This window comes from Dactylosporangium sp. NBC_01737, from assembly GCF_035963215.1.
Classification (GTDB): domain Bacteria; phylum Actinomycetota; class Actinomycetes; order Mycobacteriales; family Micromonosporaceae; genus Dactylosporangium.
Window position 1 is genome coordinate 5,072,088 of record NZ_CP109153.1, and the last position, 14,196, is coordinate 5,086,283.

Genomic DNA, 14,196 nt, shown 5'->3' on the forward strand with positions numbered 1-14,196 from the left:
TTCACCTTTCGTCGAGCAGCGCGAACAATGCGCGCCGGTGCTGGTCCGGGGTCCCGGCGAGCACCGCGGCGGCGTGCGCGCGACGGAGCAGGACATGGGCCGGGTATTCCCAGGTGAAGCCGATCCCGCCGTGCAACTGGACGGCTTCGGTCGTGATCGTCACGGCGGCCTCGGACGCCTTGACGGCAAGGGTGTGCGCGCTGCGTTCGTCGCCGCCGCACCGCACGACGTATTCGGCGGCGGACCGGGCCACCTCCAGGGTCACGGTCAGGTCGGCGAGTTTGTGCTGTACCGCCTGGAACGCGCCGATCGGCCGGCCGAACTGGCGGCGGGTCTTCGCGTGCTCGACGGTCAGTTCGAGGGCGTGCCCGGCGACGCCGACGCATTCGGCGCCCAGCGCGATCCAGGTGGCGACCTCGGCCCGCCGGATCGCCTGGGCCGCCCGGTCGCCGTCGGCGAGAACCGTCGCGGGGGTGCCGTCGAACGTGACCCGCCAAGCGGGTCGGCTGATGTCGAGGGACGGCAGTTCGGTCAGCTCGGCGCCGCCCGCGACGAGGGCGAGCACCGGGGTTCCGTCCATGTCCGCGGCGACCAGCAGCGGCGCCGGCGGCGGGGCGGCGAGAACCGGCCCGACCGAGCCGGTCAGCGTCACCGAGTCGTCTACTGTGGACTGCGCGGTCACCCGGCGGGCGGCGGCGAGGGGCATGTGCACGAACGTGGGGGGCAGTGTCCCGCCGGCGATGCGGGCCAAGAGCTCGCCGGCTGCCGCACCGTCCAGGGTGGACAGTGCGGTGGCGGCCGCGACGGTGCCCGGGACGAACGGGCCGCCGACGACGGCCCGGCCCAGCTCCGCGGCGACCGCGACCAGTTCCGCCGGGCCGAACCCGAGACCGCCGTGCGATTCGGGGACGAGCAGACCGGCCAGGCCGAGTTCGCCGCAGAGCCGTGACCAGACCTGCCCGCCTTCCTCGGCCGGAACGACCGGCTTGGCGTAGGCGCCGAGGAAGTCCCGCAGCGCCGATGCCAGCTCCGCGGCCACCCCCGGCGGTGCGGTCACGACTCGGCTCCCTCGACGCCGCAGATCTTGCGGGCCAGGTCCTTCGCGTGGGTCATGTCGTAGTGCTTCTCGACGATGAGCCGCTGGGCGTGCAGGCCGCCGCCGCCCTGCAGGATCGTCACGCTCTGCCAGCCGCCGAACGTGTCGGCGGTGAAGTCGCGGATGCCGTGGAACAGCCGCATCCGGTATTCGGCGTCGACCCCGTCCATCGTGCGCATGTACTTCGCGACGAACTCGCCGGTCTCCGGGTTGCGCAGGTCGTCGAGCATCGGCGCGGTCAGCACGCTGCCGCCGGCGATGTCGTGTAGGTTGCGGACCATCTCGGCGTAGTTCGCCGCAGCGAAGTACTTGGCGGCGTTGGTCATCAGCTCATCCGGCGACGCCCACCCCTCGGCGGTGAACTGGGCGTTGTTGACGGCGGCCTCGAGACCGGCCCGGATCATCGTCGCGTAGTTGATCAGCTCGGCGATCTTCTGCCGGATGTGCGGGATGCGCTGCAGCCCGTTGGCCTCGGCGATGAGCTGGGCCATCCCGACGATCGTGTCGGCCATCTCGACGTAGTGCGCGACGCTGCCGATACGTTCCCACAGCCCGAGCGAGTGGGCGAACGTGGCGGAGTGCTCGACCTCGCCGTCGAGGAAGACCCGCTCGTTCGGCACGTACACGTCGTCGAAGATGACGAACCCCTCGGCCATGTTGCGCCGGCCGCTGTATGGGAAGTAGTCGCTCGGCAGGTCCGGCCGCGGCGCGTACGTCGTCGCGACGATCTTCACCCCGGGCGCGCCGACCGGCACTGCGCAGGCGATCGACCAGTCCTCCTCACCGGGCTTCATCCGCTTCGTCGGCATCACGATGAGGTCGTGGTCGATCGGGGCGCCGGTGATGTGCAGCTTCGCGCCGCGGATCACCACTCCGCCGGAGTCGCGGCTGACCACCCGCACGTACAGGTCGGGGTCGTCCTGCTTCATCGGCGACAGCGCCCGGTTGCCCTTGGCGTCGGTGATGGTCTGCACGCAGCGCAGGTCGGCCCGTTTGGCGTGCTCGAAGTAGTCCATCACCCGGTCGGCGTAGACCGGCAGCTGTGAGCGGATCCGGCTGGCGGCGGTCATCAGCATGAGCAGGCTCACCGACGTCGTACGGGTCGGGTTCGCCCATTTCAGCTGCTCCACCTCCTGATACTTCAGGTCCTCGACGCTGCGCGGGATGAAGAACAGCGGCCCGAACGTGTCGTCGCCGGGCCGGTAGAACTCGTCGTAGTTCGCCGCGGTCATCGCGATGCTCTGCTGCAGCAGCGGTTCCTCGGTGACGTCCTCGATCCGCCGCCCGGCGATGTAGACCTGGCGGCCGTCGCGGAGGCTGTGCCGGTACTGTTCCCCGGTCATCATGGGTGCTGCGGTCCTCTCATATCAGGTGCGCCAGTCGCGCGGCAGGCCGAGCACTCGCTCGGCGACGATGCCGCGCTGGATCTGATCGGTTCCCCCGGCGATGCGCTGCGCCGGGGAGCTGAGCAGGAAGTCAGACCAGAACGCGCCGGGGGTGCCGGCGCCGGCGACGAGGTCCGGGCCGAGCAGGTGGGCGGCGGTGCGGCCGTAGAAGAGCAGGTCGTCGACGAGGGCGAGCTTGCCGACGGACGGTGACAGCCCGGCGGTCGCCACCCGGTCCGCGGTCACCCCGCCGAGCCGTTCCCGCATCCACGCCTCTGCGAGGAGTCGCTGGTCGGCATCGCCGACGTCACCGGCGGTCAGGGCACGCAGCCGCCGGTACGGGTGGCTGAGATACGTCTTGTCCCGGCTGCCCATCGCGGTGCGTTCACTGGTGAGCGTGGACATCGCGACCGTCCAGCCGTCGTTGACGGCACCGAGCCTGGCGCTGTCGGGGATTCGGACGTCGTCGAAGAACACCTCGTTGAAGTGGCTGCCGCCGTTGATCTGGCGGATCGGCCGGACCGTGATTCCGGGCAGGTTCATCTCGACGAGGAAGGCGGTGATGCTGCGGTGCCGGTCGGCCGGGGCCCCGGTGCGGGCGAGGAGTTCGCCGACATCGCTGAGGTGCGCCCACGACGACCAGACCTTCTGCCCGTTGACGACCCACGCGTCGCCGTCGCGGACGGCGGTGCAGCGCAGGGCGGCGAGGTCGGAGCCGGCTTCCGGTTCGGAGAACAACTGGCAGGCCAGGACGTCGGCCCGCCACAGCGCCCTGATCCAGCGGGTCTGCTGCTGCGGGGTGCCGTGTGCCAGGATCGTCGGGGCGACGATGCGGCGGCTGACGGTGAAGTAGGTCTGGTCGGGCAGCACGTATTCGTGCAGGACGTCGCGCAGGGCGGTGGCGGTGGCTGGGTCGAGGCCGTGACCGCCGTGCTCGACCGGCCCGTCGAACCATGCGAGGCCGGCGTCGAACAGCCTCCGCTGGAACGCCACGGACCGGGCCAGCCCTCCGCCGCCGCTGCCCGGTTCGTCGGTGACGGCGTCCGGATCGCGGCGGGAGAGTCCTTCGGCGGTGGCGAACGCGTGGATGCTCGCCGCGAGGGCCTCGAAGCCGGTCATCGTCCCGCCCAGAGGGGGACGCGCCGCTCGGCGAACGCACGGGAGCCTTCGGCGGCGTCGGCGGAGGCGAACACCGGGTCGAACCACTCGTCCTGCCGTGTGAACGCCTCGTCGTCCGCCCAGTCGGCGCTGCGCCGCAGCACCTGGACGCTGGCGGTGACCGCGAGGGGAGCGTTCGCGGCGACCGTCTGCGCCAGCTGGACCGCGGCCTCCAGGGCCCCACCCGGTGGGGTGAGCCGGTTGACGAGGCCGCACCCGGCGGCCCGGCCCGCGTCGATGGGCTCGCCGGTGAGGATGAGTTCCGTCGCGAGGGCGTACGGCAGACGGCGTGGCAACCGGAACGCGCCACCGCCCCTCGCGGCCAGCCCGCGGGTGACCTCCGGCAGCCCGAATCGGGCGTCGTTGGCGGCCACGACGAGATCGCACGCGAGGACCATTTCGAAGCCACCACCGAGGGCCCAGCCTTCGACGGCGGCGACGACCGGGACCCGCGGCGGGGCCTGCACGAAGCCGGCGAACCCACGGCCGGGGACGCTCGGGCGGCCTTGCACGGGGAAGTCCCGCAGGTCCATGCCGGCGCTGAAGGTCCCGCCGGCGCCGGTGAAGACGATTGCCCGGACGCTCATGTCGGCGTCGAGGGCGGTGAATGTTTCGGCGAGTGCGTCCGCGGTGGTCCGGTTGATCGCGTTGCGCCGGTGCGGCCGGTTGACCGTGACGATCGCGACGTGACCGCGCCGTTCCAGCAGAACAGCGGGTGCGTGCTGGAGGCCGGTCATCAGCGCGGCGCCATCCGGATCGCCCCGTCGAGGCGGATCGTCTCGCCGTTGAGGTAGCCGTTGGACAGCATGTGCACGGCCAGGGCGGCGTACTCGTCCGGCGTGCCGAGGCGCTTCGGGTTCGGCACGCTCGCGGCGAGCCCGGCGCGCAGGTCGTCGCGGAGCCGCCCGAGCATCGGGGTGTCGAACACTCCCGGCGCGATCGTGTTGACCCGGATCTGCCGGCTCGCCAGGTCCCGGGCGGTGACGAGGGTGATCGCGTGCACACCGGCCTTGGCGGCGGTGTAGGACGCCTGGCCGATCTGCCCCTCGAACGCGGCGACCGACGCCGTGAGCACGCAGGCGCCCCGTTCGCCGTCGACCGGTGGCGCCTCGGCGATCGCGGCGGCGACGAGGCGCAGCACGTTGTAGGTCCCGACGAGGTTGACCCGCACGACCTCGGCGAACCCTTCGATCGGCGCGGGGGCGCCCTCCCTGTCGAGGATGCGCAGGCGATCGCTGCCCCGCCCGGCGCAGTGCACCAGCCCGCGGACCGTGCCCCGGTCCCGGGCGACGTCGACGGCCACGGTCATCTCCTCGGTGGAGGTGATGTCGGCGGCGACGAACGTCGCGGCCGGGCCGAGCCCTTTTGCCTCGGCGGTGCCGGCTTCGGTCGCGGCGGGCAGGTCGACCATCACCACGGTCGCGCCCTCGGCGACGAGCCGGCGTGCGGTGGCCAGGCCGAGCCCGGAAGCCCCGCCGGTCACCACGACGGTGGCCTTGTCCAGTTTCACGTTGAGTTCTCCTGCCGCCATTGCGCCATCGACCCCACCGACGATTGCCGCAATCGGCCGGAAAGTCCAATACACCTGTGCGCCGAATTGATAGGGGACGCCTATCGGACGGTGCCGCGCTTTTGTCTTGACACCGGATGGGTGCTGACTACCGTCGGATTCAGATATTCTTTTTCCAGGAATGCGGCGGGAGTGTGGCAGTGAGTTTGTTGTCCTCGGTCGGACCGGGCGACTGGCCTACGATGGGCGCGCACGCCTACCCGGACATGCCCGCGCTGCGGACGCCGGACGGGGTCGCGCTGACCTATGCCGGCCTCGAGGAGCGGGCGTCGCGGCTGGCGGTCGCTCTGCGTGCTGCAGGAGTCGCCAAGGGTGAGCGTATCGCGTTGCTCGGCACCGACAGCGTCGGCTATGCGGTGACGCTGTTCGCCTCGCTGAAGCTCGGCACGATCGCGGCACCGCTGAACTTCCGGCTCGCCGGGCCGGAGCTCGCCGCGCTGACGTCCCTCGCCGACCCGGCGGTGCTGGTCCTGGAGGGGCGCTACGCCGATCTGCTGCCCGCGCTGCGGGCCGCGGCGCCGGGGCTGCGGCTGGTGCTGACCTTCGACAACCCGCTGCCCGGGGTTGCCTCCATCGAGGAGTTCACCGCCCGGGACGGCCCGGTCACCATGCCGGCGGCAGCCGGTGACGACGACGTGCTGCTGTGGATGCTGACCAGCGGGACGACCGGCACCCCGCGGGTTGTCGCGCAGACCCAGCGGATGCTCAAGGCCAACACCGCCAAGGGTGTCCTCGAGCAGGGCTTCCAGCCGGGGGAATGCCTGTATGCGGGCACCCCGCTGTTCCACGTCTCGGGGATGGGCTGGCTCTACTACGCGATCTCCCGGGGCGCGGCGCTGATGCTGTTGCCGCAGTTCGACGCCGACGCCGTCCTGGGCTGCCTGCGCAGCGGCGCCGTCACGCGCTGCCTGCTGGTGCCGAGCATGATCGTGGCGTTGCTCGGCCGGCCCGGGGTCGGCCCGGTGCCGCAGCTGCGCAGCATCGCCTACGGTGGTGCGGCGATGCCGCCCGAGCTGATCCATCGGCTGCATGCGACGTTCGGCTGCGACCTGTTCAACACCTTCGGTGCCGGCACCGAAGGCGGCGGGCAGACGATCCTGCGCCCCGCCGACCACCGGGCCGCGTTCGACGGCCGCCCGCACCTGCTCGGCTCGATCGGACGGCCGATGTTCGGCGTCGACCTGCGGTTGTGCGACGCCGACGGCACCGAGGTCGGCGTCGGCACGGTCGGGGAGATCCGCACCCGCAGCGACACGATCATGGACGGGTACGTCGGCCGCCCCGACCTCACCGCCACCAAGGTGACCGATGGCTGGTTCTGCAGCGGCGACATGGCGTGGCGGGACGCCGACGGCTACCTCTACCTGGCCGGGCGCAAGGACGACATGATCCTGCGCGGCGGTGAGAACATCTACCCCGCCGAGATCGAGAGCGTCCTGGTCGAGCACCCGCTGGTCGACGAGGCGGCGGTGGTCGGGCTGCTGGACGAGCGGTGGGGGCAGGTCGTCGTCGCGGCCGTCGTCGCCGTGCCGGGCACCGTCCCGGATCCGGACGAGCTGCGGACGTTCTGCCGCTCGCGGCTGGCCGGGTACAAGACGCCGTCACGGGTTGTCGTCGTCGGCACCCTGCCGAAGAACGCCTCCGGTAAGACCCTGCGGAACCAGCTTGCCGCGTCCCTGGCGGTGACGGCGTGAGCGCGGTGCTGGTGACCCGCGACGGGCCGGTGCTCACGGTGACGATCGACCGCCCGGAGCGGCGCAACGCGATGACGTACGGTGCCTGGGACGAGCTCGGCGCCGCGTTCCAGGAGGCGGCGGCGCGCGACGCCCGAGTCGTGGTCGTGACCGGCACCGGCGGGGCGTTCTGCAGCGGCGGCGACCTCGACGGCGGGGACCGGGCCGCGCACCCGCACGCCCAGCTCGCCGCTGTCGCCCGGACCTGCCAGGCCCTGGTCGCGCTGCCGCAGCCGACGATCGCGCAGGTCAACGGCCTCGCCGCCGGCGCCGGGTTCGGGCTGGCCCTCGCCTGCGACTTCGTCGTCGCCAGCACCAGGGCCCGGTTCGGAACGATGTTCCTGGCTCGCGGGCTGTCACCGGACTTCGCGACGTCGTGGCTGCTGCCCCGGCTGGTCGGCCTGCGGATGGCGACCCGGCTGTGCCTGCTGCCGGAGATCTTCGACGCGGCGCGGGCCCGTGAGCTCGGGCTGCTGGAGGACGTCGTCGCGCCGGAGGAGCTGCCCGGGGCGGTGGCGACGCTCGCCGCGTTACTGGCGGCGGGCCCGCCGATCGCGACCCGGCTGACGAAGCAGCTGCTGCGGGACTCGTTCGCGCGCGGGGTGGCCGAGTCTCTCGCGGCGGAGACCACGGCCCAGGCGGTCAACCGGCTGTCGGCGGACGCGCAGGAGGGCATCGCGGCGTTCCTGGAGCGCCGGCCTGCCCGATTCGAGGGACGATGACGGACATGACGGACACGACGGGCACAACGGAGTGGACGGCGGGCGTTTTGGTGGCCACGATGTCCGACGTGAAGGTGAAGGCCTCGGGGGTGAAGGTCGCGGCGCCGCGGGTGGTGGCGGCCCCTGCGCAGCCGCGCACGCCGGCCCAGCACGACCGGCGCAGCCGGGTGCTGAGCAGTGCCTCGGCAATGCTGGCCGCCGGCGGGGAGGACTCGCTGCAGATGAAGCGGGTCGCCGAGGACGCCCAGGTGTCGCTGGCGACGGTGTACCGCTACTTTCCGTCGAAGGACCACCTGCTGCTGGAGATGGCGCGAGCCCGGTTCGAGCGGGCCCTCGCCCGGGTGCAGCAGGCCGACGTCGACCTGGCCGGCTCGACGCCGGGTGCCCGGGTCAGTGCCTACCTGCTGCGCGAGTTCGCCGCGCAGCAGCGCCAGCCGCACGTCACCTCGGCGCTGGCGCGGGTCCTGATCGGCACGAACCCGGACTACCGCGGGACCCACGACGAGGTCCAGCAGATGCACCTGCGATTGCTCTCGGTGATCGCGCACGGTCACGACAGCACTCCCGGCTACGAGGCGTGGATGGTGCTGCGGGTGGTCGCCGGGTGCTTCGGGTCGGCGACCCGCAACTGGATCGCGGGCCTGCTCTCGGCCGACGAGGCACGGTTCGAGATCGCCCTCGCCTGCCGGCTGCTGGACCTGCCGGCGGACCCACAAGCTAACAGAACCGATTCTGCCTCTCTGTAATCTCGATCGTCATCACTGGGTCTGAGCTGGCACGATGTCCGAAACATCGCCGTAACACAACTGTTGAAAACCAGACTCGGTTCTGGAACACTCGCCGCATCCATACCCGGCAGCGACGCGGGAGTGCGGGATGAACAGCATCGAGGTCCGTCAGCTCGAATACTTCCTGGCCGTCCATGACCACGGCGGGGTCACTCGCGCGGCCAAGGCGCTGCACCTGTCCCAGCCGTCGCTGTCCCAGGCGATCCGGAGTCTCGAACGGCAGCTGCGCACCGAGCTGTTCCTGAGGGTCGGCCGCGGCCTGGTGCTGTCACCGGCCGGGCAGGCCCTCGTCGGCCCCGCCCGCCAGGTCATCCGCTCTGTCGAACGGGCCCAGACGGCCGTGCTGCGGGTCCGCGAGCTGCACGCCGGGCAGATCTCCGTCGCCGCCGGCGCCGGGCTCGTCGCCGACCCCCTCGCACCGTGGCTGGGCTGCTTCCGCCGCAAATATCCCGACACGGTCGTGCGGGTCGAGGAGAGCGAGAGCGACGATGGTGTCGCCGAACTGGTCCGCTCCGGCGACTGCGACCTCGGCCTGACCGCAGGCTCGATCGTCTGCGAAGAACTGGAGCAGCTGCTGGTCAGTGAGCAGCACGTCGTGCTCGTGTCCCCGCCCGGCACGCCCCGCTCGGTCGGTCCGGTCCCGCTGGAACGCCTCGCCGGGGTGCCGATGGTCGCCGGTGATCGCCGCGGTCAGGCATGGACGGACGTCGAGCGGGCGATGGCTGCCCGCGGGGTCGGTGCCACGGTCGTCGTCGAGGTCGCGCGGACCTCGTCCACCATCCCGCTCGTCCTGGCCGGGGTCGGTTCGACGTTCCTGACGCTGCGCCTGGCGATCGAGGCCCAGGCCCGCGGCGCGGTCGTCCAGGAGATCACGCCCGCGCAGGTGCGCCGGCTGCGGCTGCTGCGCCGCCCGGGGGACCGGTCGATCGGCGTCTCCGCCTTCACCAACGTGATCCACGCCGACGCGAAACGCTGGGTGACCGCCCTGCAGCAGCAGCAGGACCTCGGGCTCGGCCTGGTCGCCGCCGGCGCCGTCGTCGACGCCCGGATCCGCGACGCGCGGACCGCCGCCACAAGCCGTCAGGCCCGCCTCGCGAGCTGACGCATCGCCCCGCTGAATGCGACCGATACTTCCGCGCTATGGGTGCAGTCGAACTAGGTATGCGGTTCGCCGAAACGATCGTTGACCACCGTTCCCCGGCCCGTGACGATGATTACGCGCATATTTCTGCGGCCCCATCATCTGCATTCCCGGAAACGTTTCAGGCTTTGGAGGAAACCGGTGGTTTCGACGATGAAAAGGCGCACCGTGCTGGCGGCCGTAGCCGCACTCGCGCTGTTGCCCGTCACTGCGTGCGGCGACGACAGTCCAGCCGCACCCGGCCCCGGCGGCGAGATGACCCTGCGGCTCGGGTTCGCCGGTGCCGTGCTGTCACCCGGCGCCGCCATGTACACCTCGCTGCCGGACGTGCTCGGCTTCTGGAGCGAGGACAAGCTCAAGGTCGAGATCACCCGCATCGAGGGCACCGCCGTGGCGCTGTCGTCGATGGTCGGCAACCAGATCGACGTCGCGGTCGTCTCGGGCGAGGCGGTCGTCCCGCCGATCTCCGAGGGACAGCCGTTCGTGATCCCGTACTCGCTGAGCCAGCGCGGCATCGTCACCACCGCCGTCCCGTCGACCAGCGCGATCAACGGCCTCGGCGACCTGAAGGGCAAGACCGTCGGTGTGCCCAACCTCGCCAGCGGCGCGGTCACGTTCACGAAGGCCGGCGCGGCCGAGGCGGGCGTCGACCCGAACAGCATCAAGTTCGTCGCGATCGGCACCGGCGCCCAGGCAGCCAACGCCATCAAGTCCGGCCAGGTCGACGCGGTCAGTGACACCGACACCTCGGTCGTGAGCTTCCAGCAGGCCGGGGTCCAGCTGAAGGTCCTCGAAAGCGCCATCAACGACAAGCTCGTCATCGGGGTCGTCGCCGCCACGACGAAGTCGAACATGACCGGCAAGAAGGCCGCGCTGGAGGCGTGGGCCCGGGGTGTCGCCAAGGCCACCGAATGGATGCAGGCCAACCCGGAGGAGGCGGTCCGGCTGCACTACAAGAAGTTCCCGGACACCAAACCCGCCGGTGACGACGCCACGGTGATCGCCTCCGGTGTCGCACAGGTCAAGGCCCGGCTGAACGCGATCAAGGCGGCCGACAACGGCGAGTACGGCTCGATCCGCACCGACCAGCTGGACTACATCATCAAGTACCTCACCGACAACGGCCAGCTGAAGAGGCCCGTCCAGGTGAGCGCGATCTACGACGGGTCGCTGATCGCCGGGGTCAACAAGTTCGACAAGGCGGCCGTCCGGGCCGTGAAGGCGCCCAGCTGATGGAGGCCCGTGTGACGGCGCAAGTGACAGGTGGACCGGGCATCGGTGCGGTGCCCGGGGTCCTGCCCGGGGTGCAGGTCGCCGGGGTGTCCAAGACGTTCCGCACCAACGCCGGCGACGTCGAGGCGCTCGCCGCGGTCGACCTGGACGTGCCACAGGGCTCGTTCGTGTCACTGGTCGGCCCGAGCGGCTGCGGCAAGTCGACCCTGTTGCGGATCGTGGCCGGACTCGAGACCAGCTCCGGCGGTTCCGTCCGCGTCGCCGGGACCCCGGTCGACGGACCGCGGAAGGACTTCGGCATGGTGTTCCAGCAGCCGGTCCTGCTGCCCTGGCTGACCATCTTCCGCAACGTCATGCTGCCGGCCCAGGTGGCCCGCGACCGGTCGCCGGAGGCGCGGCAGCGGGCGACCGACCTGCTGGAGCTCGTGGGGCTCGACGGATTCCAGCACCGCTACCCCCGCGAGCTGTCCGGCGGCATGCAGCAGCGCGCCGCGCTCGTCCGGGCGCTGATGAGCCGCCCCAGCCTGCTGCTGATGGACGAACCGTTCGGCGCCCTCGACGCGCTCACCCGCGAGACCATGAACGCCGAACTGCTGCGGATCTGGTCGGAGACCGGCGCCACCACGCTGTTCGTGACCCACTCGATCAGCGAGGCGGTGTTCCTCAGCGACGTGGTCGTCGTCCTCTCCGGCCGCCCCGGCAGGATTCTTGACCAGGTCCAGGTCGACCTGCCCCGGCCACGCACGTTCGACGTCATGGAGTTGCCGGAGGCGGCCCGGCTGACCAGCCGCATCCGCGGACATCTGCACGCACGAGGAGCGGTGGGATGACGATGACCAGGAGCGAACCGGTCCTGAACGACGCGGTCCGCCCCACGCCGAAGCGCCCCTCCCAGTTGCTGCTGCGTCGGTACCCGACGCTGATCGTCAGCCCGCTGATCGCGTTGGTCGCACTCGGCGCCTGGGTCGCCGCGATCGAGGTGTTCGGGGTCGAACCGCTGATCCTGCCCGCGCCGCTGGACGTGTTGGACGAACTGTGGCTGATGCTCACCGGACCCGAGCTGTACCGGAACCTGTTCGTGACGGTGTCGGAGTTCGGCGTCGGGTTCGCGCTCGGTTCCGTCGCAGCGGTCGTCGTGGCGGCCGTGCTGGTCCGCCTGCCGGTGCTGGAAAAGGGGTTCTCGCCGTACATCATCGCGTTCCAGAACTTCCCGAAGATCGCTGTCGCGCCGATGCTCGTGACCTGGTTCGGGTTCGGCCCCGCCCCGAAGATCGCCCTCGCCACCGTCCTGGCGTTCTTCCCCGTGTTCGTCAACGTCATCGTCGGGCTGAAGTCCTCGACCCGTGAGCAGCGCGACCTCATGCGGGTGCTGCAGGCCTCGGAATGGCAGACGTTCTGGATACTGCGCGTCAAGGTGGCGTTGCCGTACATCTTCGCCGGCCTGCGGGTCGCGGCCGTGTTCAGCCTCCTCGGCGCGATCACCGGCGAGTTCATCAGCTCCTCGGAAGGGCTGGGCTACATGTTGCTGCAACGCAACGCCCAGCTGCATGTCGACGGCGTGTTCGCCCTGCTGCTGGTGATGGCGACGATCGGCCTGGCCGTGCACTGGCTCCTCAGCCTGCTCAACCGGAAGGTCATCTTCTGGGAGGACCACGACCAGGCGAAGCGGCCGGCCCAGGAAGAGAGCGTCTGACCCGATGCGGCGCAGACTGTATGAGCCGGAGCACGAGGAGTTCCGGCACCTGGTCCGGAAGATCATCGAACATGAGGTGACACCGTTCTACGAGCAGTGGCGGGCCGACGGGATCGTCCCCCGCGACCTGTTCCGCACCCTCGGCGCCGTGGGCGTCATGGGGTTCTCCGTTCCGGAGGAGTTCGGCGGCGGCGGCACCGGCGACTACCGGTACAACGTCGTCGTCCAGGAGGAGGCCGCGCGGGCCGTCGTCACCCTCGGCGGTCTGCGCACCCACCTCGACATCGTCCTGCCCTACCTGCTCGCCCTCGCCGACACCGACCAGCGTGCCCGCTGGTTCCCCGGCCTGGCCACCGGCGACCTGTACACCGCGATCGCGATGAGCGAACCGGGGGTCGGCTCCGACCTCGCCGGGATCAGCACCACCGCCCGCCGCGACGGCGAGCACTACGTCGTCGACGGGGCGAAGACGTTCATCACCGGCGGGGAACTCGCCGACCTCGTGATCGTCGTCGTCCGCACCGGCCGTGACCCCGCCGACCGCCGCGCCGGGCTGTCGCTGCTCGTCGTGGAGAAGGGCACCCCAGGGTTCTCCGTCGGCCGCCGACTGCACAAACTCGGACTGGCCACACAGGACACCGTGGAGCTGGCCTTCGACGACGTCCGGGTCCCGGTCGCCAACCTGCTCGGCGAGGAAGGTTCCGGGTTCGCCGCCCTCACCCGCAACCTCGCCCAGGAACGCCTCGCCATCGCCGTCGGCTCGGTCGCGCAGGCCGTGACCGCGCACGAGCAGACCGTCCGGTATGTCCGTGACCGCACCGTCTTCGGCCGCCCCCTCGGGCAGTTCCAGAACACCAAGTTCGAGCTGGCGGCGATGGCGGCCGAACTGGAAGCCGGGCAGGCCCTCCTCGACGCGGCCGTCCTGGCCCACCTCGACGGCGAGCTGACCCCGGCCGACGCGGCGAAGACGAAACTGTTCTGCACCGAGATGCAGGGCCGGGTCGTCGACCGGTGCCTGCAGCTGCACGGCGGATACGGCTACGTCACCGAGTACCCGATCGCCCGGATGTACGCCGACGCCCGGGTCACCCGCATCTACGGCGGCACCAGCGAGGTCCTGAAAACCATCATCAGCAAGTCGCTGGGGCTGTGACCCGGTGCCCATCTACGCCCTCGGCGACCTGGTCCCCGACATCGACCCGGCCGCCTACGTCCACCCCGACGCCGTCGTCATCGGCCGGGTCGTCATCGGCCCGGACGCGTCGATCTGGCCCGGCGTCGTCCTGCGCGGCGACGGCAACGACATCGTCGTCGGCGCCGGCACCAACATCCAGGACGGCACGGTCGTCCACGTCGGCGACCGGCTCCCTACCCTCATCGGTGCCGGCTGCACCGTCGGGCACCTGGCCCACCTCGAGAGCTGCGTCGTGCAGGACGGGGCGCTGGTCGGCTCGCACGCCGTCGTGCTCCCCGGCGCGGTCATCGGGGCCGGGGCCCTCGTGGGGGCGTCGGCGCTGGTGCCGCGCGGCTTCACCGTCCCGCCCCGCACCGTCGCCGTCGGCGTTCCCGTCCGGATCCGCGACATCCCACCCGACGCCGACTACCTGCGTGTCAACGCCGAACGCTATGTCGAGTCGGCCCGCAGGTACGGCAGCAGCCTGCGTCGGATCGATTGAA

The 14,196-nt window shown here is 71.1% G+C and carries 14 protein-coding genes; 9 read left to right on the top strand and 5 right to left on the bottom strand.

Features of this window, described 5'->3' with window-relative positions; translation table 11 throughout:
• Position 1: 1 nt before the first annotated feature.
• Genes OHA72_RS22940 through OHA72_RS22960 form a run of 5 tightly spaced genes read right to left on the bottom strand, consistent with a single transcriptional unit; the run spans position 2 to position 5,149 of the window.
• Positions 2-1,057, bottom strand: coding sequence for an acyl-CoA dehydrogenase family protein (locus OHA72_RS22940; protein ID WP_327009831.1), 1,056 nt, complete (start codon positions 1,055-1,057; stop codon positions 2-4).
• Positions 1,054-2,442, bottom strand: a complete 1,389-nt coding sequence (locus tag OHA72_RS22945; protein ID WP_327009832.1) for a 4-hydroxyphenylacetate 3-hydroxylase N-terminal domain-containing protein — start codon at positions 2,440-2,442, stop codon at positions 1,054-1,056. Before OHA72_RS22945 ends, OHA72_RS22940 begins: the two co-directional genes overlap by 4 nt.
• 21 nt (positions 2,443-2,463) lie before the next feature.
• Positions 2,464-3,600 (bottom strand): acyl-CoA dehydrogenase family protein, encoded by a 1,137-nt coding sequence (locus OHA72_RS22950; RefSeq protein ID WP_327009833.1) that lies wholly within the window; start codon positions 3,598-3,600, stop codon positions 2,464-2,466.
• Positions 3,597-4,376, bottom strand: a complete 780-nt coding sequence (locus OHA72_RS22955; RefSeq protein WP_327009834.1) for a crotonase/enoyl-CoA hydratase family protein — start codon at positions 4,374-4,376, stop codon at positions 3,597-3,599. Before OHA72_RS22955 ends, OHA72_RS22950 begins: the two co-directional genes overlap by 4 nt.
• Complete coding sequence (locus tag OHA72_RS22960) at positions 4,376-5,149, bottom strand: SDR family NAD(P)-dependent oxidoreductase (protein ID WP_327009835.1); 774 nt, start codon at positions 5,147-5,149, stop codon at positions 4,376-4,378. The genes OHA72_RS22955 and OHA72_RS22960 overlap by 1 nt, the downstream gene beginning before the upstream one ends.
• Before the next feature lie 200 nt (positions 5,150-5,349).
• Here OHA72_RS22960 and OHA72_RS22965 point away from each other — a divergent pair, with 200 nt between their 5' ends.
• The 9 genes from OHA72_RS22965 to OHA72_RS23005 all read left to right on the top strand — a co-directional run bounded on the left by OHA72_RS22965 (position 5,350) and on the right by OHA72_RS23005 (position 14,195).
• Complete coding sequence (locus OHA72_RS22965; RefSeq protein WP_327009836.1) at positions 5,350-6,903, top strand: class I adenylate-forming enzyme family protein; 1,554 nt, start codon at positions 5,350-5,352, stop codon at positions 6,901-6,903.
• The gene (locus OHA72_RS22970; protein WP_327009837.1) at positions 6,900-7,664 is read left to right on the top strand and encodes an enoyl-CoA hydratase/isomerase family protein; all 765 of its coding nucleotides are present in this window, start codon (positions 6,900-6,902) and stop codon (positions 7,662-7,664) included. The genes OHA72_RS22965 and OHA72_RS22970 overlap by 4 nt, the downstream gene beginning before the upstream one ends.
• A gap of 5 nt (positions 7,665-7,669) precedes the next feature.
• Positions 7,670-8,410, top strand: a complete 741-nt coding sequence (locus OHA72_RS22975) for a TetR/AcrR family transcriptional regulator (protein ID WP_327009838.1) — start codon at positions 7,670-7,672, stop codon at positions 8,408-8,410.
• Between the two features lie 130 nt (positions 8,411-8,540).
• Complete coding sequence (locus tag OHA72_RS22980; protein ID WP_327009839.1) at positions 8,541-9,554, top strand: LysR family transcriptional regulator; 1,014 nt, start codon at positions 8,541-8,543, stop codon at positions 9,552-9,554.
• A gap of 192 nt (positions 9,555-9,746) precedes the next feature.
• A complete protein-coding gene (locus OHA72_RS22985) occupies positions 9,747-10,826 on the top strand; it encodes an ABC transporter substrate-binding protein (RefSeq protein ID WP_327009840.1) in 1,080 nt (359 codons plus the stop codon).
• 11 nt (positions 10,827-10,837) lie between these two features.
• Entirely contained in the window at positions 10,838-11,656 is an 819-nt protein-coding gene (locus OHA72_RS22990; RefSeq protein ID WP_327009841.1) for an ABC transporter ATP-binding protein, read from the top strand.
• The gene (locus tag OHA72_RS22995) at positions 11,653-12,519 is read left to right on the top strand and encodes an ABC transporter permease (protein ID WP_327009842.1); all 867 of its coding nucleotides are present in this window, start codon (positions 11,653-11,655) and stop codon (positions 12,517-12,519) included. The genes OHA72_RS22990 and OHA72_RS22995 overlap by 4 nt, the downstream gene beginning before the upstream one ends.
• Before the next feature lie 4 nt (positions 12,520-12,523).
• Positions 12,524-13,672, top strand: a complete 1,149-nt coding sequence (locus OHA72_RS23000) for an acyl-CoA dehydrogenase family protein (protein WP_327009843.1) — start codon at positions 12,524-12,526, stop codon at positions 13,670-13,672.
• 4 nt (positions 13,673-13,676) lie between these two features.
• Entirely contained in the window at positions 13,677-14,195 is a 519-nt protein-coding gene (locus tag OHA72_RS23005; protein ID WP_327009844.1) for a gamma carbonic anhydrase family protein, read from the top strand.
• Position 14,196: the final 1 nt, after the last annotated feature.